The organism is Pedococcus soli, assembly GCF_054782575.1.
In genome coordinates this window covers 37224-60834 of record NZ_BAAGSF010000006.1, presented here as the reverse complement: position 1 = coordinate 60834, position 23611 = coordinate 37224, and the positions used below count along the sequence as shown (strand labels likewise).

Below are 23611 nucleotides of genomic sequence, written 5' to 3'. Positions count from 1 at the left end.
GCTCACAGGCTCCTGCCGAACGTCGCGTGCGGGCTGACCTTGACGGTGGGCGCGGCCTCACCGGACCACTGCGCCTCCCGGATGGCGCGCATGGCGAGCTTGCGCTGCTCGCGGTCCATCCGGTCGATGAACAGGATGCCGTCGAGGTGGTCCGTCTCGTGCTGGATGCAGCGGGCCATCAGCTCGGAGCCCTCGATGACGACGGGCTCGCCGAACTGGTTGAAGCCCTTGGCCACCACCCGCAGCGAGCGGGGCGTCTCGAACTTCATGCCCGGGAACGAGAGGCAGCCCTCCTCACCGTCCTGCATCTCGTCGGAGAGCGCGAGGTCGGGGTTGACGAGGTGCCCGAGCTCGCCGTCGATCCAGTAGGTGAAGACGCGCAGGCCCACACCGATCTGCGGTGCCGCGAGGCCGGCGCCCGGCGCGTCCATCATCGTGTCGGTGAGGTCCTTGACCAGCTGGCGCAGCTCGCGGTCGAAGTCGACGACAGGTTCGGCGGCCGTGCGCAGCACGGGGTCACCGAAGAGGCGGATGTTCTGGATCGACACGGCGACCAGTCTAGGTGCGACGCGTATGGCGCGGTGCGCGCCACCGTGGGCCGCGCTCGTCCCGCGTGGCTCGTGGGACGAATGTGGTTCTGCTGTCAGCGAATTCGAGCGATTCTGGGTGTGGACAAGTCCTTCTGTATCATTCGAACAGGTGTACGATTGAGGTATGTCGGTCAGCCCACTCACCGCCGTCCCGGACACGGTTCCGGACGGTGGCTGGGGTGCGCGGAACCAAGCGTTGTGGGAGCGGACCGCTGCTGTTGCGGGTCGGTTGAACCGGGCGCAGGCCGAGCTGGTCGACATCATCGACGAGGTCATGCGCGACCGGCACTGGGGTGAGGGTGGGTTCAAGTCACCCGAGCACTACCTCGTCGTCCGCGCCGGCCTGTCCCATGCCCACGCCGCTGACATCGTCGCCGTGGCCCGGCGACGCACCGAGCTCACCGACGCAGCTGTGGCGTTGGAGGCTGGGGAGCTGTCCCTGGACCAGGTCGCCGTCCTGGCCCGCCACGTCCCGGTCACCCACCAAGCCTCGGTCACCCAGTTCGCCCGCAACGCCACCGTCACCCAGCTACGCCGAGCCGTCGCCCGACACGCGTTCGCCGCCCCCGCACCAGCCGCACACGCCGCCCAAGGCACCGACGCAGCGGGCAGCGATCTGCCCGTCGAGCCGCACACGCTGAGGTTCGGCGACCTGGACACCGCCGCCCTGCCGTCCACCGCCTTCGAGTCGGCCGCCGAGCAGCGCGCCTGCGCCAAGCCCGACCTGGCCATGTCCTACGACGCCGACGGCCGGTTCCAGCTGCGCTACTCCGCCCCCGCGACCATCGGCGCGCTGGTCGAACAAGCCGTGAAGGAAGCCAAGGACGCACTGTTCCTGCGCCGCAAGACCGACGCGAGTGCCACAGACCTCACCGGCGCCGACGTCGACGACCGCTACGCGGGCTTGCCGACCTACGCCGACGCCCTCGAGGAGATGGCCACCCGCTCCCTCGCGGCGGTCACCTCCACCAGCAGGTCGGCGCACTACCGGATCTACCTGCACCTCGACACGACCGGCGCCTGGGTCAACGGCGGGCACGCCATCCCCCTGCGCCTGCTCGGCCGGTTCATCAGCGACGGGCAGGTCCAACCCGTCTGGGAAACCGAAGGGCGACCGGTGTCCGTCGGGCGGGCCATGCGGATCCTGCCCCACCGCACCCGCCGCCTCATCACCGACCGCGACCGCGGCTGCCGGTTCCCCGGCTGCCCCACCACCGGGTTCGTCGAGGTCCACCACCTCCAGGCATGGGCCGACGGCGGAGCCACCGACACCGACAACCAGATCAGCCTCTGCACCACCCACCACGACGGCATCGACCGCGGCGACTACACCATCACCGGCGACCCCACCCACCCCGACGGCCTGACCGTCACCAACCGGTACGGGCTCCCCATCAGACCACCCCGACCCCACGAAACCGCACCACCACCAGACGGCGACCCACCCGTCCCCGCAGGCACCTACCAACCACCCAGCGGCGGACCCATCAGCTGGAACGACCTCGCCCTCACCTCCGACCACGAGCTCACCCACGGCACACCACCCCCACCCGGGCTCAGCCTCGCCCCACCACCAGCAGCGCAGACCATCTCCTGGCTCAACGACCCCGACAACCCCGACCGCGGACTCATCCGCACCAACTGGGGCCACCACTGAGCGGTGGGTCCGGCTGCACGTCGACCGGATCCACCGCTCAGCGGACGATTGGCCGCGGCTGACTGGTGGCGTCCTTGATGGCGCCCAGGACGCTGGGCAGAGTCTCCGGGTGGCCCATCTCCAGCTCCGCGAGATCCTCGGGTCGGAACCAGGCAAGATCGTCATGCTCTTCCAGCGCTGCGTTGACCGGTTCTCCTCTCCAATCGGTCACGAGGAACCGTGCATGCCTACGCCTCAGAGCCGTGGGTGGCCCGACGGCCGACCACGAAGCCCAGCACGCCGCTCAGCAGCACCACGCCGACCAACGACACCACCAGCGCTGCCTGTCGCCGTTCCGAGATGAGGAAGACTCCCGGCGAGGGCTGCTGGTCCAACGGTGAGTAGGCGAACCAGCCGAACTCCGTCTCCGCGCCACCGATCCACAGGACGGCCCCGGTGACGAGCAGAACGAGAACCAGGGCGACCAGACCGGCGACCTGCCGACGAGAGCTCATGCCGCAAATCTAGGTCAGGAACACGGATGTCGTCAGGCCATCCTGCGATCCTGCGGCCCCCGCGATGGCACACCCGACCCGAGGTCCCGGAGCACCCGGTGACCCCTCGCTGGGCCTACGTCGCCGGGTCGGGCGGGTCGACCCGGACCTGCACGCTGACAGGTTCCTTGCGCGCACTGCGCTTGGCCCGCATCGCGGTCAAGGACGTCGCCAGTGCGTCCCGGTCGGCGAGGGGCACCCGGAGCAGCATGCGCACCGCGTCGTCCGGCAGCGGCAGCGGCCCGAGCCGTTCGGTGCCGTCGGCGAGGTCGGCCTGCTGCACCGCGACGTCGACCGCACGGCGTTCGCCGCTGACGGCGGCCATCACCACGGTGGGTGGCAGCGACAGGGCGGCGCGGTCGGCGAGCTCGCGGGCGGCGAACCACGCCGGGTCCCAGCGAACCAGAGCCTCGACGACCGGCAGGGTGGTGTGGCCGGGCGCCCCGCACAGGACGACCTGCCCACGTGATGCCGAACCCCGGGTCAACGCAGCAGCTGCCAGCCACCGACGCAGCGCTTCCTCCCCCGCGTCGAGCGTCGGGCGGTCGAGCGAGGCCCAGGCGTCGAGCAGCAGCGTGGCGGCGTACCCACCCTCGGCCACGGGCTCTGCCCCCGGGGTCGCGATGACCAGCGACGGCGCGGCCGCGACCCGCTCGAGCACCGCTCCCGCACCCGAGGTGTGCACCGGCACGCCGGGGAACGCCCGTCCCAGCTCCTCTGCCGTGCGCCGGGCGCCGACGACGGACGACCGCAGCTCACGTCCCCCGCACTGGCGGCACTCGAACCGACCGACCCCCCGCCCGCACCAACGGCACCCCGGCTCGGCACCGCGCCCGGTCACGGCGATCGGGCCGGAGCAGTGGGCGCAACGAGCGGGGGCGCGACAGGTCTGGCAGGCGAGCGACGGCACGTACCCCCGCCGCGGCACCTGCACGAGCACGGGCCCGGACTCCAAGGCGGTCTTGGCGGTCCGCCACGCGATGGACGGCAGGTGCGCGCTGGCCGCAGCCGGGTCTCGCTCGAGCTCCAAGCCCTCTCCCGCGACGACCACCCGCGGCACCGCGGCGCGCACCGCGCCGGCCGCGGCGATGGGGCGCAGCGCGCCGGTCTCCACCAGCTGCTGCACGGCCACCGTCCGCGTGAACCCCCCGGACAGCACCGCCGCCCCCTCGACGGCGGCCCGGGTCAGCAGCACCTCCCGGACGTGCGGGTATGGCGCGCGAGGCTCCTCGTGGTTGTCGTCGCCGTCGTCCCACCAGGCGACGAGGCCCAGGTCCTTCACGGGGGCGAAGGCTGCGGCCCGGGTGCCGACGACGACGGACACGTGCCCGCGCAGCACCTTGAGCCACGCGGTGTAGCGCGCCTGCGGGCCCTGGTCCGCGGTCAGCCGCACGTGCCTTCCCGGTCCGAGGGCGGCGGTCAGGGCGGCATCCACCCGGGTGACGTCCCGGTGGTCGGGGACGACGAGGACCGCGCCGCGGCCACCGGCGACGGTTGCCGCAGCAGCCGTCGCGAGGGCCGCCGGCCAGTCCTCTGCCGGGTCGGTCGAGGGCAGGGCCAGCCACGACGCGGCCGGGGTCTCCCCCGAGGTGAGCCGGGTGAGGTAGGCCGGCCCGGCGGCATACCGGGTCCAGGCGGGGCCGGGACCGGAAAGGGCCGGCAGGAGGTCGGGCACCGGCGGCTCGAGGGCCAGGGCCTTCTCCGCAGCGGCGTGGCGCGGCGGGACGGACAGGCGCAGGACGTCACCGAGGGTGCCGGCGTAGCGGGCGGCGACCGCCCGGGCCACCGACAGCTGGCGGGCGGTCAGGACAGGCTCGGGCGACACGACCCGACGAATCGGCGCCAGCCGGCCGTCGTGCTCGGCCGCCGCCTTGCGCTCGACGACGAACCCGTCGAGGTCCTGGCCGGCGAACCGCACCTTGACCCGTGCGCCGGGCACGGCGGTCTCGCCGAGCGCGGTCGGCACGAGGTACTCGAACGGGCGGTCCAGGTGGGCCAGCCCGGTGTCGACGACCACCGCCGCGACGGGGTCGACCTCGGCCGTGTCGGTCGCCTTCGGCGGGCGCGGGGCCTTGGGCAGCGCGGCGCGGATCAGCGACAGCTGCTCGACGGCTCCCGGTTCGGACACGTGTGAAAACTAGTCGACCCGGCCGACACTCCTGCGGGGCAGGGGTCGGCCGGGTCGACCGGACGCTGGGTGCGAGGAGCCGGTCAGCCCTTGACCGCGCGCTGCAGCGCCTCGACGCGATCGGTGCGCTCCCAGGTGAAGGCGTTGTCGACGCCCTCGACCGAGGTGCGGCCGAAGTGGCCGTAAGCAGCCGTCGCCTTGTAGATCGGGCGCAGCAGGTCGAGCTGGTCGACGATCGCTCCCGGGCGCAGGTCGAACACCGAGGTGATCGCGGCCTGGATCTTGTCGATCGGCTCGGTCTCGGTGCCGAACGTCTCGACGTAGAGACCGACCGGCTGGGCCTTGCCGATGGCGTAGGCGACCTGGACCTCGCAGCGGCGGGCGAGGCCGGCCGCGACGATGTTCTTGGCGACCCAGCGCATGGCGTAGGCGGCCGAGCGGTCGACCTTCGACGGGTCCTTGCCGGAGAACGCGCCACCACCGTGGCGGGCCATGCCGCCGTACGTGTCGACGATGATCTTGCGGCCGGTGAGGCCGGCGTCGCCCATCGGGCCACCGATCTCGAAGCGGCCGGTCGGGTTGATCAGGCTGCGGTACCCCGAGATGTCGAGGTCGGTGCCGGTCTCGGCGAGCTCGGCCAGGACCGGGGCGATGACGTGCTGCTCGATGTCGGGCGCGAGCAGGTCGTCGAGCGAGATGTCGGAGGCGTGCTGCGTCGACAGCACGACGGTGTCGAGGCGGACGGCCTTGTCACCCTCGTAGCCGATGGTGACCTGGGTCTTGCCGTCGGGGCGCAGGTAGGCGACCTGACCGGACTTGCGGACCGCGGTGAGGCGCTCGGCCAGCCGGTGCGCGAGGTAGATCGGCAGGGGCATGAGCTCGGCGGTGTCCTCGCACGCGTAGCCGAACATCAGGCCCTGGTCGCCGGCACCCTGCTTGTCGAGCGGGTCGACTCCACCGGTGCGGTTCTCGTGGGCCGTGTCGACCCCCTGCGCGATGTCCGGCGACTGCTCGCCGATGGAGATCGAGACGCCGCAGGAGGCGCCGTCGAAGCCCTTCTCGGACGAGTCGTAGCCGATGCCCTTGATGGTGTCGCGCACGATCTGGGCGATCGGGACGTAGCTGCGGGTGTCGACCTCGCCGGCGACGTGGACCAGCCCGGTGGTCACCATCGTCTCGACGGCGACCCGGCTGTCCTTGTCCTCCGCCAGCATGGCGTCGAGGATCGAGTCGGAGATCTGGTCACAGATCTTGTCCGGGTGACCCTCGGTGACGGACTCGGACGTGAACAGGCGTGCGGACACTCAAAACTCCTTCGGGGGCAGCGGCTGCTGACTGGGGGCCGCGAGCCGGAGCCGCACGGACCTCGCGAGTGTACCTACGTCACAAGATCTGCTGGACGGCATCCCACACTGCGGCGGAGATCTGCTCCTTGGGGGCGGGCCCCGCATCGATCACGTGGCTCGAACCCAGCCGCAGGATGTGGACGGTGTTGTCGTCGAGCCCGAACGTCTTGTCGGTGCCGACCTCGTTGACCACGAGCAGGTCGCAGCCCTTCCGGGCCAGCTTGGCGCGCGCGTGGTCGAGGACGCTGCCGTCCTCGTCGCCGGTCTCCGCGGCGAACCCGACGATGACGGGGCTCGCGTCGTCACCGCGGCGGGCGACCAGCCCGGCCAGGACGTCGGGGTTGCGCACCAGCTCGATCGTCGGCGCGGCGTCCGGGTCGTCGGCGTCGTGGGTCTTCTTGATCTTGGCGTCGGTGTAGTGCGCCGGGCGGAAGTCGGCGACGGCAGCGGCCATCACGACGACATCGGCCCCGGGCGCAGCCGCGGCGACGGCGGTCTCGAGCTCGAGGGCGGTCTGCACCGGGACGACGAGGACCCCCGCGGGAGCCGCCAGGGTCGTGTTCGCGGCGATGAGCACCACCTCGGCACCCCGCCGGGCGGCCACCGTGGCCAGCGCGAACCCCTGCTTGCCCGAGCTGCGGTTCCCGAGGAACCTCACCGGGTCGATCGGCTCCCGGGTCCCTCCGGCGGTGATGACGACCCTGCGCCCCTCGAGGCCACCCTCGGCGAGCCCCTCGTCCTCCGGTATGGCGCGGAGCTCGGTCGCGTACTTGGGCGGTACCACCGCGGCGGTGCCGTGGGCGAGGATCCGCTCGCACACGGCATACAGGTCGGCGGGCTCGGGGAGCCGGCCGGGACCGGTGTCCGCGCCGGTGAGGCGACCGGACGCCGGCGGGATGACGTGCACCCCGCGCTCCATGAGCGTCGAGATGTTGGCCTGCGTCGCTGCGTGCTCCCACATCTCGGTGTGCATCGCGGGCGCCACCACGACCGGGCAGCGTGCGGTGAGCAGGACGTTGGTGAGCAGGTCACCGGCCAGGCCGTGCGCGGCCTTGGCGACCAGGTCGGCGGTGGCCGGGGCCACGACGACGAGGTCGGCCGACTGGCCGAGGCGCACGTGCGGCACCTCGTGCACGGACTCCCAGACCCCGGTCGCGACCGGCTTGCCGGAGAGCGCCTCCCACGTGGGGGCACCCACGAAGTGCAGGGCCGACTCGGTCGGCACCACGGTCACGTCGTGGCCGGCCTCGGTGAACAGGCGCAGCAGGGAGCAGGCCTTGTACGCCGCGATGCCACCACTGACACCGAGGACGATGCGCGCCATCGCGCTGTCGCTCCCTGCTCCCCCGCCGGGCTCAGCTCTCGATCGGCTCGGAGGTGACCAGGCCCTCGTTGATCTCGCGCAGGGCGATGGACATCGACTTCTCGTGGACCTGGCTGTCGACGAGCGGTCCGACGTACTCGAGCAGGCCCTCCTGGAGCTGGCTGTAGTACGCGTTGATCTGGCGGGCGCGCTTGGCGGAGTAGATGACCAGGGCGTACTTGGAGTCGGCCTTGGTGAGGAGGTCGTCGATCGGGGGGTTGGTGATGCCGATCGGGTTCGCGACAGTTCCGGACACGGGGGAAATCACTCCTGTTGTTGTTTCGGGGCGCAAGAAGTCAGTGGGTTCGCATCAATGATACGAGTTCTTCGGCAGCCCGACGAACATCGTCGTTGACGATGGTCACGTCGAACTCGTCCTCGGCGGCCAGCTCGACCTTCGCGGTCTCCAGGCGGCGGGTGCGTTCCTCCTCGTCCTCGGTGCCCCGGCCGACCAGCCGGCGGACCAGCTCGTCCCAGCTCGGCGGGGCGAGGAACACGAACAGCGCCTCGGGCATCGTGGCCCTGACCTGGCGCGCCCCCTGGAGGTCGATCTCCAGCAGGGCCATCCGGTGCTCGGCCAGGGCCTGCTCCACCGGCCCGCGCGGCGTGCCGTAGTGGTTGCGGCCGTGCACCACGGCTGACTCGATGAGCTCGCCGTCCTGCTCCATGCGGGCGAACTCGGCCTGGTCGACGAAGTGGTAGTGCGTTCCCTCGACCTCACCAGGTCGGGGAGCCCGGGTGGTGGCGCTCACCGACAGCCACACCTCGGGGAAGTGCTCGCGGACGTAGGCGGAGAGGGTGCCCTTGCCGACCGCGGTGGGTCCGGCCAGGACGACGAGGCGCCGGGGGCGTTCCTCGCCGGCAGGTACGGGGCGGCTCACGCCTCGTCGAAGCGGGTGAGCAGCGCGGAGATCTGGTTGGCGCCCAGGCCACGGACGCGGCGGCTCTCGGAGATGCCGACCTCCTCCATGATCTGGCGAGCACGCACCCGGCCGACGCCGGGCATGGACTCGAGCAGCGCGGAGACCTTCATCTTGCCGACGACGTCGTTGCCCTTGCCGTCCGCGATGACCTCCTTGAGGGAGCCCTGCGCGTACTTCAGGCGGTTCTTGACGGCGGCGCGCTCGCGGCGGGCCACGGCGGCCTTCTCCAGGGCCGCTGCTCGCTGCTCGGGCGTCAACGGGGGAAGTGCCACAGCTGTACTCCTTGTGAGGCGTGCGGGAGGGGTCGTGCGAACGTCGTTCACTGTTTCACTCGACTCTAGCAACCGAACGAGCTCGTTTCTCGTCGAGGTGGGCAGGCCGCGGCAAGCCGCAGCGGCGAGGGTGGACCGCGTCAGCGGAGCAGGTCGGCGAGGTGCTCGCTGGTGCGGACGGCCTGCTCCCGGAGCCGGACGACGTCCGGTCCGGCCGAGAGGACCTCACGGCTGGAGGACGGCAGGACGTTCGGTAGGGCGTCACCGAAGACGCGCCGCAGGTCCTCGCTCGTCCCACCCTGCGCCCCGACGCCCGGGGCGAGCAGCGGGCCGTTGCAGCCGGCAAGGTCCAGGCCGAGCTCCTGGACGGCGGACCCGACGGTCGCCCCGACCACGAGCCCCACCGAGCCGAGGTCGCCGTGCGACCGGGCCGCTGCGTTCTCCGTGGCGGCGCCGTCCACGATGCTCTCCGCGACGCTCACGTCGCGCAGGGTGGCGTGCTGCACGGTGCGTCCCTCGGGGTTCGAGGTGAGGCCGAGGACGAAGACACCACGACCGGTCTGCGCCGCGAGGTCGAGTGCGGGGCGCAGGGACTCGAACCCGAGGTAGGGGCTCGCGGTGAGGGCGTCGGCGGGCGCCACGGCCTCGTCGCCCAGGTAGGCCTCGGCGTAGGCCGACATCGTCGAGCCGATGTCGCCGCGCTTGGCGTCGAGGATGACCAGGGTGCCGGACTCGCGCAGGGCGAGGATGGCGCGCTCGAGGACGGCGACGCCTCGGGACCCGAAGACCTCGAAGAAGGCGGACTGCGGCTTGACCACGCCGACGTGCCCGGCGAAGGCCTCGACGCACGTCTCGGTGAACCGGGTCAGCCCCTCGACGTCGTACGTCAGGCCCCACGACTCCACCAGGGCGCGGTGCGGGTCGATCCCGGCACACAGCGGTCCGAACCGGTCGGTGGTGGCCCGCAGCCGCTGGCCGAACGTCACCCGCTCGTGCGCCTGGTCGTGCGCCTGGTCCTGTGTCTGGTCCTGCCGCGCCTGGTCCGCCATCAGCGTGCCACCCTCTCGTGGGCGATGCCGACCACGTCGGCAAGTCGCTCGAATCCCTTGTCGTGCAACAGTCCCGCGAGCTCTCGACCGACCCGCACCGGCGCCGACGGGTCGTTGAACGTCGCGGTGCCGACCTGCACGGCACTCGCGCCGGCAGCGACGAGCTCGAGCGCGTCGCGCCCGGTGCGCACTCCCCCGACGCCGATGATCGGGACGAACGGCAGCCGCCCCTCGAGCATCGCGGCGCGGGTCTGCCAGACCGCGCGGACGGCGACGGGCCGGACGGCCGGGCCGGACAGCCCACCGGTCACCCCCGCGACCTGCGGTCGGAGCAGGTCGGTGTCGATGACCATGCCGAGCAGGGTGTTGATCATCGTGAGGCCGTCGGCACCCGCCTTCACGCAGGACTGCGCGACGCTGACGATGTCGGTGACGTCGGGCGTCAGCTTGGCGAAGATCGGCACGTCCCGCGGCAGCTGCTCCCGCACCAGGGCGATCACCTTGGCCGAGGCCAACGGGTCGCAGGCGAAGACGAGCCCGCGGTTCGCGACGTTCGGGCAGGAGATGTTGACTTCGACACCGACCACCGCGTCGAACGCGTCGCTGGCCCGCAGCGTGGCAGCGACGTCGGCGAACTCGCCGCTGGTGTTGCCGGCGATGGAGACCAGCGTCCTGGCCCCGGCCTGCTTGAGCCAGGCGAGGTCGTTCTCGACGAACGAGGTGATGCCCGGGCCCTGCAGGCCGATCGAGTTGAGCATCCCGGACGGCGTCTCGGCCATGCGGGGCGTGCCGCGGCCGGACCGCGGGTCGGCCATGACGGACTTGGTGACGAACGCCCCGAGCTCGGCGACGTCGAAGAACCGGCCGAGCTCGCGGCCGTTGGCGGCGCAGCCGGAGGCGGTCATCATCGGGCTCGGCAGGTGCCGACCGGCGAGGTCGACCGACATGTTCACGGCGGACACGCCGGACGCTGCGGACATCGCGGGCGTGGCCGGCACGGTGGTGGTGGTGGTGGTGGTCATCAGTGGCCTCCTGCCCTCGGCGCACCGACGGCGTCGTCGGGCACCCGGCACAGTCCGTCGGAGAACGCGTCCCAGCGCACCCGGTCTCCGCGGAACACCGGTCCCTCGACGCAGGACCGCACCATCTTGGTGACGCCCGACGCGTCGACGACCGGCATGACGCAGGTCATGCAGACGCCGACACCGCAGGCCATCGACTCCTCGACCGCGACCTGGGCCACCGCACCCTCGGCCGTGGCCACGTCGGTGATCGACTTGAGCATGGCCATCGGTCCGCAGCCGTACACGACGGCGGCGCCCGTGCGGCGGATCACGTCGGGCAGCACGTCGGAGACCCAACCCTTGGTGCCCATGGACCCGTCGTCCGTGGTCACTGTGACCCCGTCCGCGTAGCGGCGCGCCTCGACGACGCCGAAGAGCCTGGACTCGGTCGCCGCGCCGAGGACGACCTCGACGTGGCAGCCGCGGGCCCGCAGCGCCTCGGCCAGCCAGAACAGCGGGGCGCTGCCGTACCCGCCGCCGACGAGGACGCAGGGCACCGGCTCCTTGGGCAGCGGGAAGGCGCGGCCGAGCGGTCCGACGATGTCGACCTCGTCATGGGCGCGCAGCTCGGAGATCCACTGGGTGCCCGGGCCGTGCGCCGCGACGACGACGTCCACCGTCCCGCCGTAGGTCCCGGAGGGGCTGACCTTGTGGATCGAGAAGCAGCGGCGCAGCAGGTTCGCGCTCGTCGGCCCGCCCACGGCGAGGGCGACGAACTGGCCGGGCCGGGCGAGCTCGGCGATGCCCGGCGCCACGAAGGTGAGGTGGTGGTAGGCGCCGGCGCGCCGGGTCGCGATGAGCTCACCGGTCACCTGCACGACTCCCCCACCGGGACGGGTATGGCGCGTGGTGGCCTCGCTCACGCCACACCACCGTCCAGGTCGGCCTGGGTCCGGCCGTAGAGGTCGAGGTCGCGGGCGTGCTCCTGCAACGGCTTCACGGTGAACTCCCCCTTCATCTGGGCCTCGATGCCCTGCACGGCTGCGGCGAGCTCCTGCACCGTGGTGACGATCGGGCGGTCCATCGAGGTGGTCGCCGCCCGGATCGCGTAGCCGTCGGCACGGGCGTTCGGGCCGCTCGGCGTGTTGACGACCATGGCGATCTCACCGTCGAGGATGAGGTCGACGATGCTGCCCTCCGCCGTGGCCCGCTCACTGTGCTTGTGCACGACCTGCGAGGCGATCCCGTTGCGGCGCAACACGTCCGCGGTGCCGGTGGTCGCCACGATCGTGAAACCGAGGTCGGCGAGGCGCTTGACCGGGAAGATCATGGCGCGCTTGTCGCGGTTGGCGACCGACACGAAGATCTTGCCCTCGCGCGGCAGCCCCGACCCGGCCGCGAGCATCCCCTTCGCGAACGCCGTCCCGAAGTCCTGGTCGATGCCCATGACCTCACCGGTGGAGCGCATCTCCGGGCCGAGCAGGCTGTCGACGACCTGGCCGTCCTTGGTGCGGAACCGCTTGAACGGCAGCACCGCCTCCTTGACGGCGACCGGCGCGTGGCTCGGCATGGTGCCGCCGTCGCCGAACGGCGGCAGCATGCCCTCCGCGCGCAGCTCCTTGATGCTCGCGCCGAGCATGACCCTGGCAGCCGCCTTGGCGACGGGCACACCGGTCGCCTTGGCGACGAACGGCACCGTGCGCGACGCACGGGGGTTGGCCTCGAGGACGTAGAGGACGTCCTGGGCGAGGGCGAACTGCACGTTCATGAGTCCACGCACGCCGATGCCCTCGGCGAGCTTGAGCGTCGCCTCGCGGACCCGCTGCAGCTCGGCGACACCGAGCGTCACCGGCGGCAGGGTGCAGGCCGAGTCGCCGGAGTGGATGCCGGCCTCCTCGATGTGCTCCATGATCCCGCCGAGGTACATGTCGGTGCCGTCGTAGAGGGCGTCGACGTCGATCTCGATCGCGTCGTCGAGGAACCGGTCCACGAGCACCGGGTGCTCGGGGCTGGCGATGGTCGCGCGGGTGACGTACCCCGAGAGGGTCTCGTCGTCATACACGATCTCCATGCCGCGCCCACCGAGGACGTAGGAGGGGCGCACGAGGACCGGGTAGCCGATCTCCTGGGCGACGGCGACGGCTTCGGTTGCGCTGTATGCGGTTCCGTGACGAGGGGCCGGAAGGTTCGCCTCCGCGAGGACGCGGCCGAAGGCACCGCGGTCCTCCGCGAGGTCGATGGCCTCGGGGCTGGTGCCGACGATCGGCACACCGGCCTCCTTGAGCGCCTTCGCGAGCCCGAGCGGCGTCTGGCCGCCCAGCTGGACGATGACGCCGGCGACCGGACCGGCCTGCTGCTCGGCGTGCACCACCTCGAGGACGTCCTCGAGGGTCAGCGGCTCGAAGTAGAGGCGCGAGCTGGTGTCGTAGTCGGTGGAGACCGTCTCGGGGTTGCAGTTGACCATCACCGTGTCGTAGCCGGCGTCCCGCAGGGCGAAGCTGGCGTGCACGCAGGAGTAGTCGAACTCGACACCCTGGCCGATGCGGTTGGGGCCGCTGCCGAGGATGAGGACGGCCGGCTTCTCGCGGGGCTGGACCTCGGTCTCCTCGTCGTAGGTGCTGTAGTGGTACGGCGTCAGGGCCGCGAACTCCGCGGCACAGGTGTCCACCGTCTTGTAGACGGGACGCACGCCCAGCGCGTGGCGCACCCCGCGCACGACCGCCTCGGGCATGGCTCGCAACGACGCGATCTGGGTGTCGGAGAACCCGTGCCGCTTGGCCAGGCGCAGCAGCGCCGGGGTCAGCTCGGGCGCCGCGGCGACCTGCTCGGCGATGGCGTTGATGAGCTCCATCTGGTCGAGGAACCATGGGTCGATGCCCGTCGCCTCGTGGACCTCCTCGACGGACAGCCCCCCGCGCATCGCCTGCTGGACCGTGACGATGCGGCCGTCGGTCGGCGTCTTCGCGGTGTGCAGGTAGGTCCGGGCCTGCTCGACGCTGGGCTTCGGGCCGTCCCAGTGGAAGCTGCTGCCCTTGCGTTCCATGGAGCGCAACGCCTTCTGGAGGGCTTCGGTGAAGTTGCGGCCGATGGACATGGCCTCGCCGACGGACTTCATCGTCGTCGTGAGGGTCGGGTCGGCAGCAGGGAACTTCTCGAACGCGAAGCGCGGCACCTTGACCACGACGTAGTCGAGGGACGGCTCGAACGACGCCGGCGTCTCGCGGGTGATGTCGTTGGGGACCTCGTCCAGCGTGTAGCCGATGGCCATCTTCGCGGCGATCTTGGCGATCGGGAAGCCGGTCGCCTTGGACGCCAGGGCGCTCGACCGCGAGACGCGCGGGTTCATCTCGATGACGATGATCCGGCCGTCGGCGGGGTTCACCGCGAACTGGATGTTGCAGCCACCGGTGTCGACGCCGACCTCGCGGATGATCGCGATCCCGAGGTCGCGCAGTCGCTGGTACTCGCGGTCGGTGAGGGTCAGGGCGGGCGCGACCGTGATCGAGTCACCGGTGTGGACGCCCATGGGGTCGAGGTTCTCGATCGAGCAGACCACCACGACGTTGTCCGCGTGGTCGCGCATGACCTCGAGCTCGTACTCCTTCCAGCCGAGGATCGACTCCTCCAGGAGCACCTCGGTCGTGGGGCTGTACTGCAGGCCGGCCCCGCCGATGCGGCGCAGGTCGGTCTCGTCGTAGGCGAAGCCGGAGCCCAGGCCGCCCATGGTGAACGAGGGGCGCACCACGACCGGGTAGCCCAGGTCGTCGGCGGCTGCCAGCAGTTCGTCCATGGTGTGGCAGATGAGCGAGCGGGCCGACTCACCGCCGCAGCGCTCGACGACGCCCTTGAACTTCTCGCGGTCCTCACCGAGCTGGATGGCCTCGACGTTGGCGCCGATGAGCGGGCAGCCGTACTTCTCCAGGACGCCGGCCTCGTGCAGCGAGATCGCGCAGTTGAGCGCCGTCTGGCCGCCCAGGGTCGCCAGCACGGCGTCGGGACGCTCGCGGGCGATGATCGACTCGACGACCTCAGGGGTGATCGGCTCGACGTACGTCGCGTCGGCGAACTCCGGGTCGGTCATGATCGTCGCCGGGTTGGAGTTGACGAGGATGACGCGGATGCCCTCCTCGCGCAGGACGCGGCACGCCTGGGTGCCCGAGTAGTCGAACTCGCACGCCTGGCCGATGACGATCGGCCCGGAGCCGATCACGAGGACGCTCTTGATGTCTTCCTGCTTCGGCATGTCTAGAGACCGTGTCCCTTCTGCTGGTTGGCCTTCATGAGCTCGACGAACCGGTCGAACAGGTAGCCCGCGTCGTGGGGACCGGCTGCTGCCTCCGGGTGGTACTGCACGGAGTAGGCCGGCAGGTCGAGGCACTCGAGGCCCTCGACCACGTCGTCGTTGAGGCAGACGTGCGAGACCCGCACCCGCCCGTATGCCGTGCCGTCGGCGTCCGCGGGGGCGGTCACCTCCCCGTCCAGGGGCGCGTCGACCGCGAAGCCGTGGTTGTGCGCGGTGACCTCGACCTTGCCGGTGGTGCGGTCCATCACCGGCTGGTTGATGCCGCGGTGGCCGTACTTGAGCTTGTAGGTGCCGAAGCCCAACGCGCGCCCGAGCAGCTGGTTGCCGAAGCAGATCCCGAAGAACGGGATGCGCGCGTCGAGCACCTGGCGCAGCACGGCGACCTCGGCGTCCGCGGTGGACGGGTCACCGGGACCGTTGGAGAAGAACACCCCGTCCGGCCCGTCCTCGCCGATCGCGCGGATCTCCTCGAAGGTCGAGGTGGCCGGGAGCACGTGCACCTCGATGCCCTGCTGCGCGAGCAGGGTCGGCGTCATCGCCTTGATGCCGAGGTCGAGGGCCGCGACCGTGTAGCGCTTCTCCCCCACCGCCGGCACGACGTACGCCGCCTCGGTGGTGACCTCGGCGGCCAGGGCGGCACCGGCCATGAGCGGCGCCTCCTGCACGGTCGAGGTGAGCTGCGCGACGGACTGGTCGGCCCGGTCGCCGGAGAAGATCCCGACGCGCATGGCGCCGCGCTCACGCAGGTGGCGGGTCAGGGCCCGGGTGTCGATGCCGCTGATCCCCACGACCCCCTGCTCGCGCAGGTCGTCCTCGAGCGACTTCTGCGAGCGCCAGCTGGACGGCCGCAGCGCGGGGTCGCGCACGACGTAGCCGGCGACCCAGATCCTGCGGGACTCGCCGTCCTCGTCGTTGACGCCGGTGTTCCCGACGTGGGGGGCCGTCATGACGACGACCTGCCGGTGGTAGCTCGGGTCGGTGAGCGTCTCCTGGTACCCGGTCATGCCGGTGGAGAACACCGCCTCGCCGACGGTCTGGCCGGTGGCGCCGTAGGCCTCACCGTGGAAGGCCCGCCCGTCCTCGAGGACGAGGACGGCGGCACCGCGCGGCGCGAGGTGGGCGGGACTGGTCATGATGTGGATCGTCCTTCTGTCGCAGGGGAATCGGGGTCGTGAGCCGGGTTCTCCGACTCGCGGGACTCGCCGGTGTGCCACCACAGGGCGGACTCGACCCGGTCGAGGTCGGCCTTGTAGCGCGGCAGGAACCCGGTCTCGTAGAGCGCGTCGTCATCGGCCCGCCACTGCAGGACGAGCATCTTGTTGCTACCGACGAACTTGCCGACCATGCCGCGGTCACGGCGCACCGCCACCAGGCGAGGTCCGGTGATGACCACGGTCGACTCGCCCTGGCGCTCGATGCGAACCAGGTCCTCGGGGGTCCCACGGTTGATGACCAGGGTCGCCCTGGCGCGGTTGCCGAGTCCCTCGACGGTGACCCGCTCGAGCCGGCTGACGGCCGTGGTGGTGCTGACGTACGTGCCCTCGACCGACAGCCGGGCTGCCGCAGCCTTCGGCTCCTTGCCGTCGTCGGTGACCTCACCGCTCCGGGTGCGCTCGCGCTCGGCGACGATGGCCGCCGAGGCGTGACGGCGGCGCTTGCGCAGCCACGCGGCATACAGGAGCGCGTAGATGAGGCCGAGCGCCACGAGGAGCACCCCGACGGCCTGGAGTCGCGTCACGCGAGGGCTCCCTTCTGGGCGGTGACCCGGCCACCGAAGACGGTGGCGTGGACCGCACCGCGCAGGGTCCGGCCGTGCCAGGGGTTGTTGCGGGACAGGGACACGCTCGCGCTGCGGTCGACGGTCACCTCGGCGGAGGGGTCGACCAGCGTCAGGTGGGCCGCGTCGCCGACCGTCAGCGCCGACCCGTGGGCCGCGAGCCCGGCGATGCGGGCCGGGTTCTGCGACATGACGCGCGCGACGCCGGCCCAGTCGAGGAACCCGCCGTGGACCATGACCTCGCTCACCACGGACAACGCGGTCTCGAGGCCGAGCATCCCGAACGCCGCGTCGACGAACGCGTGCTCCTTGTCGTGCCGGGCGTGCGGGGCGTGGTCGGTGGCGACCGCGTCGATGGTGCCGTCGGCGAGCGCGGCGCGCAGGGCGTCGACGTCCTCCTGGGGCCGCAGCGGCGGGTTGACCTTGAAGGTGGGGTCGTAGCCGGCCAGCAGGTCGGTCGTCAGCACGAGGTGGTGGGGCGTGACCTCGGCGGTCACGTCGATCCCCTGCGCCCGGGCCCAGCGGATCACCTCGACCGTGCCCGCGGTGGAGACGTGGGCGACGTGGACGCGCGAGCCGGTGTGGCGGGCGAGCATGACGTCACGGGCGACGATCGACTCCTCGGCGATGCCCGGCCAGCCGGGCAGCCCGAGTCGACCGGACAGCTCGCCCTCGTGGGCGCAGGCCTGCGGACCGGCGAGGTTCGGGTCCTGGGCGTGCTGGGACACGACGCCCCCGAAGGCGCGGACGTACTCCAGCGCGCGGCGCATCACCCGTGCGTTGTGGACGCACCTGCCGTCGTCGGAGAAGAAGGTGGTGCGTGCACGGGAGCGGTGCATGAGACCGAGCTCGGCGAGCTCCTCACCGTCCAGGCCCTTGGTGACCGCACCCACGGGCACGACGTCGACCAGGCCGGTGGCCCGTCCCAGGTCGAGGATGCGTTCCGCGGCCTCTGCCGTGTCGGTGACGGGGTTGGTGTTGGCCATGGCGAGCACCGCGGTGAACCCACCCACCGCGGCGGCCGCGGCACCGGAGGCGATCGTCTCCGCGTCCTCGCGGCCGGGCTCGCGCAGGTGGGTGTGCAGGTCGACCAGTCCGGGGAGCGCCACGAGCCCGTCGGCGTCGAGGACGTCGGCCCCCTTGGCCGAGCGGATCGAGCCGACCTCGGTGATGACGCCGTCCTCGACGAGGATGTCGGCGCGTCCGTCGGAGCGTCCGTCGGTGTCGCGGCCGACGAGGTCGGCTCCGGTGATGAGCAGGCTGGCCATCAGCTGTCCTCTCCCTCGCCGCCGGCGAGCAGGTGGTAGAGCACGCTCATCCGCACCGCGACCCCGGCGCTGACCTGGTCGAGCACCAGCGACGCGGCGGCGTCCGCGGCGTCCGGCGAGATCTCGAGGCCACGGTTCATCGGGCCGGGGTGGCAGATGACGGCGTCGGGGTTGGCGGCCATGAGCACGTCGAGCCGCGGCCGGGTCAGGCCGTACCCCACGGTGTACTCGCGCGGCGTCGGGAAGAACCCTCCGCTCATGCGCTCCCGCTGCACCCGCAGCATCATCACGGCGTCCACGGTCGGCAGCACCGCGTCGAAGTCGTTCGACAGCGCGAACCCCTCCGCCGCTGCCCACGCACCGATGCCGCTGGGCATCAGGGTCGGCGGCGCGACCAGGGTGACGCGGGCCCCGAGGGTGCGCAGCGTGATGAGGTTCGACCGGACCACCCGGGAGTGGGTCAGGTCGCCGACGATCGCGACGTGGCGACCCTCGAGGTCGCCGAGACGCCGCTCCATCGTGTAGGCGTCGAGCAAGGCCTGCGTCGGGTGCTCGTGGGTGCCGTCGCCGGCGTTGACCACGTGCGCGTCGACCCACTGGCTGACCTGCTGGGCGGCGCCGCTGGCGTGGTGGCGGATGACGAGCGCGTCGACGCCCATGGCCGCCACGGTGAGGACCGTGTCACGCAGCGACTCACCCTTGGAGGTCGAGGACCCCTTGCCGCTGATGTTGATGACGTCGGCCGAGAGCCACTTCCCGGCGATCTCGAACGAGCTGCGGGTGCGGGTCGAGTCCTCGAAGAACAGGTTGACCACGGTGCGCCCCCGCAGGGTCGGGAGCTTCTTCACCTCACGCTGCTGCACGCCGTGCATCTCGGCGGCGGTGTCGAGGATCTCGCGGACCTGCGCGCGGTCCAGGTCCGCCGAGGACAGCAGGTGACGACGGGTGTGCCGCGTGGTCGCCTCGCGGGACAGGGCGATGGTCATCTCGACTCTCCTCCGGCGATGGTGACCTGGTCCTCGACGCCGTCGTGCTCGCTGAGGCGCACCGAGACGCGCTCCGCGCTCGAGGTGGGAAGGTTCTTGCCCACGTGGTCGGCGCGGATCGGCAGCTCGCGGTGACCGCGGTCGACGAGCACGGCCAACCGCACGGCGCGGGGACGGCCGAGGTCCGACAGGGCGTCGAGGGCGGCGCGCACGGTACGGCCCGAGTACAGGACGTCGTCGACGAGCACGACCACCTTGTCGTCGATCCCGCCGCCGGGGATGTCGGTGTGCCGGGGGCTGCGGGTGGGCTGGCGGCGCAGGTCGTCGCGGTGCATCGTCACGTCGAGCGCGCCGACCGGGACCGGCTTGCCCTCGACGCTCTCCATCACGGCGGCGAGCCGCTGGGCGAGGACGACGCCGCGGCTCGGGATGCCGAGGATGACGAGGTCGGTCCCACCCTTGTTGTGCTCGAGGATCTCGTGGGCCACGCGGCGCAGGGCGCGGGAGATGTCGCTGGCCGAGAGCACCGTGCGCGACGGTGACGGGGTCGGGGCACCGGGAGCCGGGGAGGCGTCGACCGGGACGGGTACGGCTGAGTCAGGACGCACGGGCGTCAGGACCTCCTTCCCTGCCTCACAGGACAGGTCGTTAAAGGATGTCGATCGCTGGCCACTGTAGCGGCCGATCCCCTGCGGACGCACACCGGGCTCGCCGCACGCTCCCCCTCTGCGACTTTGGGTGCCTGGACGGTCGGAATTCCGACCGTCCAGGCACCCAAAGCGGGACGACAGGGGTCTCAGGCCAGGGTCGGTTTGACCTCGGCGAGGCGGCCCAGCAGGCCGTTGACGAACTTCGGCGAGTCGTCCGTGGACAGCGACGTGGCCAGCTCGACGGCCTCGGAGATCGCGACACCGTCCGGGATGTCGTCGGTGTAGAGGATCTCGTAGGCACCCAGGCGCAGGATCGCGCGGTCGACGCTCGGCATGCGCTCGATCGTCCAGCCCTGGGAGTAGGTCGAGAGCAGCTCGTTGATGTCGGTCCAGTGCGACACGACGCCCTCGACGAGGTCGGCGGTGTACTGGTTCAGCGGTGCCTCGGTGACCGGCTTCGCGAGCCGGTCGGCGAGCAGGTCGCGGGCGTTGAGCCCGCGCTGCTCGGCCTCGAAGAGGATGTCGATCGCGCGCTTGCGCGCCTTGGAACGAGCAGCCACTTAGTTCACTCGGCCGAGGTACGAGCCGTCGCGGGTGTCGACCTTGACCTTCGTGCCCTGCTCGAGGAACAGCGGGACGTTGATCGTCGCACCGGTCTCGAGGGTGGCCGGCTTGGTGCCACCGGTGGAGCGGTCGCCCTGCAGGCCCGGCTCGGTGTACGTGATCTCCAGGACGACCGAGGTCGGGAGCTCGACGTAGAGGACGCTGCCGTCGTGCGTGGCGATCTGCGCGACCTGGTTCTCCAGGAGGTAGTTGGCGGCGTCGCCGACGATCGTCTCCGGGATGTGGATCTGGTCGTACGTCGTCCCGTCCATGAAGACGAAGTCGGTGCCGTCCTTGTACAGGTACTGCATGTCACGACGGTCGACGTTGGCGGTCTCGACCTTGAGGCCGGCGTTGAACGTCTTGTCGACGACCTTGCCGGACAGGACGTGCTTGAGCTTCGTGCGCACGAACGCCGGGCCCTTGCCGGGCTTGACGTGCTGGAACTCCACGACGGACCACAGCTGTCCCTCGAGGTTCAGGACCAGGCCGTTCTTGAGCTCGTTGGTCGATGCCACGTGTCAATCGCTTTCGATGAGCCGGTACCCAGCGGCGCAGGCGCGCGCGAGTGCTCCGGAAGGTTCGGGGTGGGAATCGCCGTTCAGTCTAGCCGCCGGGGCGGGTCTCCCCCGAATCGCTGCGGGGCCCGGGCTGGGTCGCGACGTGGTCGCCGCCCTGCCGGGTGGGGGTCCCGGCGCCGACCTAGGGTGGTGGCATGAGCGACATGGAGTACCGCCCCCTGGGCGGCAGCGGCCTGATGGTCAGTGCGGTCGGACTCGGCTGCAACGCGTTCGGGCGACGCGTCGACCAGGACGGCCTCGTCGACCTCCTCCGGGCGGCACGGGACACCGGTGTCACGCTGCTGGACACGGCCGACATCTACGGCGGCCACCCCGGGCAGAGCGAGGAGATGCTCGGCGAGGCGCTGCGCGGCCAGCGGGACGAGTTCGTGGTGGCGACCAAGTTCGGGATGGACATGCAGGGCGCGAACGGTGAGGACTTCGGTGCCCGCGGCTCGCGGCGCTACGTCCGCCGGGCCGTCGAGGCCAGCCTGCGCCGGCTGCAGACCGACCACATCGACCTCTACCAGCTGCACCGCCCGGACCCGCTCACCCCGATCGGCGAGACCCTGGAGGTCCTGACCGACCTCGTGAGGGAGGGCAAGGTCCTGTATGTCGGGTGCTCCAACTTCGACGGGTGGCAGGTCGCCGACGCATCGTGGACCTCGGCGACGGCCGGGCTGGCCTCGTTCGTGTCCGTGCAGAACGAGTACTCCCTGCTGGACCGGGCGGTCGAGAACGAGGTGACGCCGGCGTGCGAGCGCTTCGACCTCGGCCTGCTGCCCTTCTTCCCCCTGGCCCGCGGCCTGCTCACGGGCAAGTACCAGCGCGGTGCCGCGGCGCCCGAGGGTTCCCGAGCCGCCCTCGAAGCGGACCGTGCGAGCTGGCTCGTCGACGCCGACTGGGACCGCGTCGAGGCCCTGCAGGCGTTCGCCGCCGACCGTGGCCTCGAGCTGCTCGACGTCGCCATCGGCGGGCTGGCCGCCCAGCCGCAGGTCGCCTCGGTCATCTCCGGGGTGACGAGCGCCGCACAGGTCGAGCGCAACGCCCGTGCCGTCGCCTGGCAGCCGAGCCTGGCCGACCTCGCCGCCCTCGACGAGCTCTGAGGCGACGTGCAGTGGCTGCGCCGGTTGCCCCGGCCACGCACGACGGCCCACGGCACTGGGCGCCACTGCACGTCGCTGCATACCCAGGCCTCGCCGTGCAGGCGATGCTGACCGTCGCCGTGACCGATGCCTCCGACGTCTCCGACGAGGTCGTGACGCAGGCGGCCGCGATCTGGGCCCGTGCCCGCAACCACCGCGACGGTGCAGCAGCCCCGTCGGCGGCGGACTGTGAGGGCGCGAGCGCGGGGGTGCGGCGGCGCCTGGCCCTGCTGGGGGCGAGGATCCTGCTCGCCCACCGGGATGAGGCGGTGGTCGGCTTCGCACTGTTCGCACCGAACGCACGGGCCACCGAGGTGTTCTATCTCGCGGTCGACCCCGAGGCCTGGGGCGGCGGGATCGGCACCGCCCTCCTCGCAGCCGTCGACGACCTCGCGCGCCAGGACGACCGGCCGTTGGAGCTGTGGGTGATCGACGACAACGCCCGGGCGATCGCCGTGTACGAGCGCGCGGGGTGGCTGCCCACCGACGAGGTCGTCCGCGACGGGGCGTCCGGACGACTGGAACGTCGCTTCATCAGACCCCGATGGTGAGGTTCGCGACGTACCCGTCGGTGACGTTCCCGGTCACCGTCGCCAGCTGGTGGATCCCGCCGTCGTTCCCGAACACCATGTCCTGGGTCAGGGAGGTCCGGGCGAGGTTGGCGACGCTGGCCTCGTAGCCGGTGGTCGCGTAGACCTCCTTGCAGGCGGCCTCGGGGAGGGCGATCTGCGACGTCTTGACAATCTGGCCGCTGCTCGTGGCATCGGCCACTGACGAGTAGACCTCGAAGTGGATGTGCGGCCACCGGCCGTCGTACGCCGCCGGGTAGATGCTCGTCCAGGACGCCGCCCCCGAGGCGCTGGTCGCCTGGACGCCCCGCAGGTAGTTCTCGTCCTCCACCCCTGGGGAGTAGAGCGAGTACTGGCCGTCACGGTTGCAGTGCCACAGGTAGACAGCAGCGCCCTCCATGGCGGAGTAGCCGTTGCCCGCGTCGGTGACGGTGAGGTTGATCGTCAGGGGGATGCCCTCGGCCTTCGTCGTGGACGTGCCGTAGCTGGTGGTGATGTCCGACCGGACGATGCCGGAGTCGTCCAGCACGTCGGGTCCGTTCGACCCGTCCCCCGGGTACGGGCCGCCGGTCTCGTCCGGCACCTCGGCCGCGGGCGTGCCGGCCCCCGACGAGGTCGACGTCGTGCTGCTGGCGGACGACGACGAGGACGCCGGGCTGCTCGTCGTCGACGTCGCGGCCGTGTCCGACCCGGTGCCGCAGGCCGCGAGCGCCGCTCCTGCTCCCAGCGCACCGAGGATCCCGAGCATGCCGCGCCGCCCGAGGAGGGTGGCGACGTCGAACTCGAGGCCCCGGTCGTGGCGGTCGTCGTGCGGGTTCCCGAAGTGGTCGGTTCCGTGGTCCTCGTGGTTGCTCATGTCGACGATGGTGCCCCGCGCACCCCGTG

Annotated in this window: 23 protein-coding genes; 3 read left to right on the top strand and 20 right to left on the bottom strand. The window is 71.5% G+C overall.

Annotation, left to right across the window (positions count from 1 at the left end):
• Positions 1-2 precede the first annotated feature (2 nt).
• Positions 3-548 carry a peptide deformylase gene (gene def / locus ACYVKF_RS15575; protein WP_460967614.1) on the bottom strand — a complete coding sequence of 182 codons (546 nt, stop codon included), beginning with the start codon at positions 546-548 and terminating at the stop codon, positions 3-5.
• A gap of 166 nt (positions 549-714) precedes the next feature.
• Between def and ACYVKF_RS15570 the strand changes: the two genes are divergently transcribed.
• Entirely contained in the window at positions 715-2247 is a 1533-nt protein-coding gene (locus ACYVKF_RS15570) for an HNH endonuclease signature motif containing protein (RefSeq protein ID WP_460967612.1), read from the top strand.
• 227 nt (positions 2248-2474) lie between these two features.
• On the opposite strand, the gene ACYVKF_RS15565 is transcribed toward ACYVKF_RS15570, so the two are convergent.
• From ACYVKF_RS15565 to efp, 18 genes are all read right to left on the bottom strand, one after another.
• Complete coding sequence (locus ACYVKF_RS15565; RefSeq protein WP_460967610.1) at positions 2475-2741, bottom strand: hypothetical protein; 267 nt, start codon at positions 2739-2741, stop codon at positions 2475-2477.
• A gap of 115 nt (positions 2742-2856) precedes the next feature.
• Positions 2857-4908 (bottom strand): primosomal protein N' family DNA-binding protein, encoded by a 2052-nt coding sequence (locus ACYVKF_RS15560; RefSeq protein ID WP_460967608.1) that lies wholly within the window; start codon positions 4906-4908, stop codon positions 2857-2859.
• An 83-nt stretch (positions 4909-4991) separates the two neighbouring features.
• Positions 4992-6212 carry a methionine adenosyltransferase gene (metK, locus tag ACYVKF_RS15555; RefSeq protein ID WP_056914248.1) on the bottom strand — a complete coding sequence of 407 codons (1221 nt, stop codon included), beginning with the start codon at positions 6210-6212 and terminating at the stop codon, positions 4992-4994.
• Between the two features lie 79 nt (positions 6213-6291).
• Positions 6292-7578, bottom strand: coding sequence for a bifunctional phosphopantothenoylcysteine decarboxylase/phosphopantothenate synthase (locus tag ACYVKF_RS15550; RefSeq protein WP_460967606.1), 1287 nt, complete (start codon positions 7576-7578; stop codon positions 6292-6294).
• A 31-nt stretch (positions 7579-7609) separates the two neighbouring features.
• Positions 7610-7873, bottom strand: coding sequence for a DNA-directed RNA polymerase subunit omega (rpoZ, locus tag ACYVKF_RS15545; protein WP_056914246.1), 264 nt, complete (start codon positions 7871-7873; stop codon positions 7610-7612).
• Between the two features lie 40 nt (positions 7874-7913).
• Positions 7914-8498, bottom strand: a complete 585-nt coding sequence (gene gmk / locus ACYVKF_RS15540) for a guanylate kinase (protein WP_460967604.1) — start codon at positions 8496-8498, stop codon at positions 7914-7916.
• Positions 8495-8812 carry an integration host factor, actinobacterial type gene (gene mihF, locus ACYVKF_RS15535; protein ID WP_056882257.1) on the bottom strand — a complete coding sequence of 106 codons (318 nt, stop codon included), beginning with the start codon at positions 8810-8812 and terminating at the stop codon, positions 8495-8497. The genes gmk and mihF overlap by 4 nt, the downstream gene beginning before the upstream one ends.
• A gap of 140 nt (positions 8813-8952) precedes the next feature.
• A complete protein-coding gene (pyrF, locus tag ACYVKF_RS15530; RefSeq protein ID WP_460967602.1) occupies positions 8953-9861 on the bottom strand; it encodes an orotidine-5'-phosphate decarboxylase in 909 nt (302 codons plus the stop codon).
• The gene (locus ACYVKF_RS15525; protein ID WP_460967601.1) at positions 9861-10883 is read right to left on the bottom strand and encodes a dihydroorotate dehydrogenase; all 1023 of its coding nucleotides are present in this window, start codon (positions 10881-10883) and stop codon (positions 9861-9863) included. The genes pyrF and ACYVKF_RS15525 overlap by 1 nt, the downstream gene beginning before the upstream one ends.
• Entirely contained in the window at positions 10883-11788 is a 906-nt protein-coding gene (locus ACYVKF_RS15520) for a dihydroorotate dehydrogenase electron transfer subunit (protein ID WP_460967599.1), read from the bottom strand. Before ACYVKF_RS15520 ends, ACYVKF_RS15525 begins: the two co-directional genes overlap by 1 nt.
• The gene (gene carB / locus ACYVKF_RS15515; RefSeq protein WP_056914243.1) at positions 11785-15108 is read right to left on the bottom strand and encodes a carbamoyl-phosphate synthase large subunit; all 3324 of its coding nucleotides are present in this window, start codon (positions 15106-15108) and stop codon (positions 11785-11787) included. Before carB ends, ACYVKF_RS15520 begins: the two co-directional genes overlap by 4 nt.
• 2 nt (positions 15109-15110) lie before the next feature.
• Positions 15111-16301 carry a glutamine-hydrolyzing carbamoyl-phosphate synthase small subunit gene (gene carA / locus ACYVKF_RS15510; protein WP_460967596.1) on the bottom strand — a complete coding sequence of 397 codons (1191 nt, stop codon included), beginning with the start codon at positions 16299-16301 and terminating at the stop codon, positions 15111-15113.
• On the bottom strand, positions 16298-16906 hold the full coding sequence (locus ACYVKF_RS15505) for a PH-like domain-containing protein (protein WP_460967594.1): 609 nt from the start codon (positions 16904-16906) through the stop codon (positions 16298-16300). The genes carA and ACYVKF_RS15505 overlap by 4 nt, the downstream gene beginning before the upstream one ends.
• Positions 16903-18213 carry a dihydroorotase gene (locus tag ACYVKF_RS15500; RefSeq protein WP_460967592.1) on the bottom strand — a complete coding sequence of 437 codons (1311 nt, stop codon included), beginning with the start codon at positions 18211-18213 and terminating at the stop codon, positions 16903-16905. Before ACYVKF_RS15500 ends, ACYVKF_RS15505 begins: the two co-directional genes overlap by 4 nt.
• Positions 18213-19199 (bottom strand): aspartate carbamoyltransferase catalytic subunit, encoded by a 987-nt coding sequence (locus ACYVKF_RS15495; protein WP_056914239.1) that lies wholly within the window; start codon positions 19197-19199, stop codon positions 18213-18215. Before ACYVKF_RS15495 ends, ACYVKF_RS15500 begins: the two co-directional genes overlap by 1 nt.
• Positions 19196-19807: a bifunctional pyr operon transcriptional regulator/uracil phosphoribosyltransferase PyrR gene (gene pyrR, locus ACYVKF_RS15490; protein ID WP_082553074.1), complete on the bottom strand. Its 612-nt coding sequence runs from the start codon at positions 19805-19807 to the stop codon at positions 19196-19198. Before pyrR ends, ACYVKF_RS15495 begins: the two co-directional genes overlap by 4 nt.
• Positions 19808-19995: 188 nt before the next feature.
• Positions 19996-20409, bottom strand: coding sequence for a transcription antitermination factor NusB (gene nusB, locus ACYVKF_RS15485; protein ID WP_056914238.1), 414 nt, complete (start codon positions 20407-20409; stop codon positions 19996-19998).
• Positions 20410-20970, bottom strand: a complete 561-nt coding sequence (gene efp, locus ACYVKF_RS15480; protein ID WP_056914237.1) for an elongation factor P — start codon at positions 20968-20970, stop codon at positions 20410-20412. It abuts the gene before it with no gap.
• A 206-nt stretch (positions 20971-21176) separates the two neighbouring features.
• Here efp and ACYVKF_RS15475 point away from each other — a divergent pair, with 206 nt between their 5' ends.
• Complete coding sequence (locus tag ACYVKF_RS15475; RefSeq protein WP_460968766.1) at positions 21177-22118, top strand: aldo/keto reductase; 942 nt, start codon at positions 21177-21179, stop codon at positions 22116-22118.
• A gap of 11 nt (positions 22119-22129) precedes the next feature.
• Positions 22130-22708, top strand: coding sequence for a GNAT family N-acetyltransferase (locus ACYVKF_RS15470; protein ID WP_460967589.1), 579 nt, complete (start codon positions 22130-22132; stop codon positions 22706-22708).
• Here ACYVKF_RS15470 and ACYVKF_RS15465 read toward each other — a convergent pair.
• Positions 22692-23582, bottom strand: a complete 891-nt coding sequence (locus ACYVKF_RS15465; RefSeq protein WP_460967587.1) for a peptidase associated/transthyretin-like domain-containing protein — start codon at positions 23580-23582, stop codon at positions 22692-22694. The two genes, ACYVKF_RS15470 and ACYVKF_RS15465, sit on opposite strands and share 17 nt — an antisense overlap.
• Positions 23583-23611 lie beyond the last annotated feature (29 nt).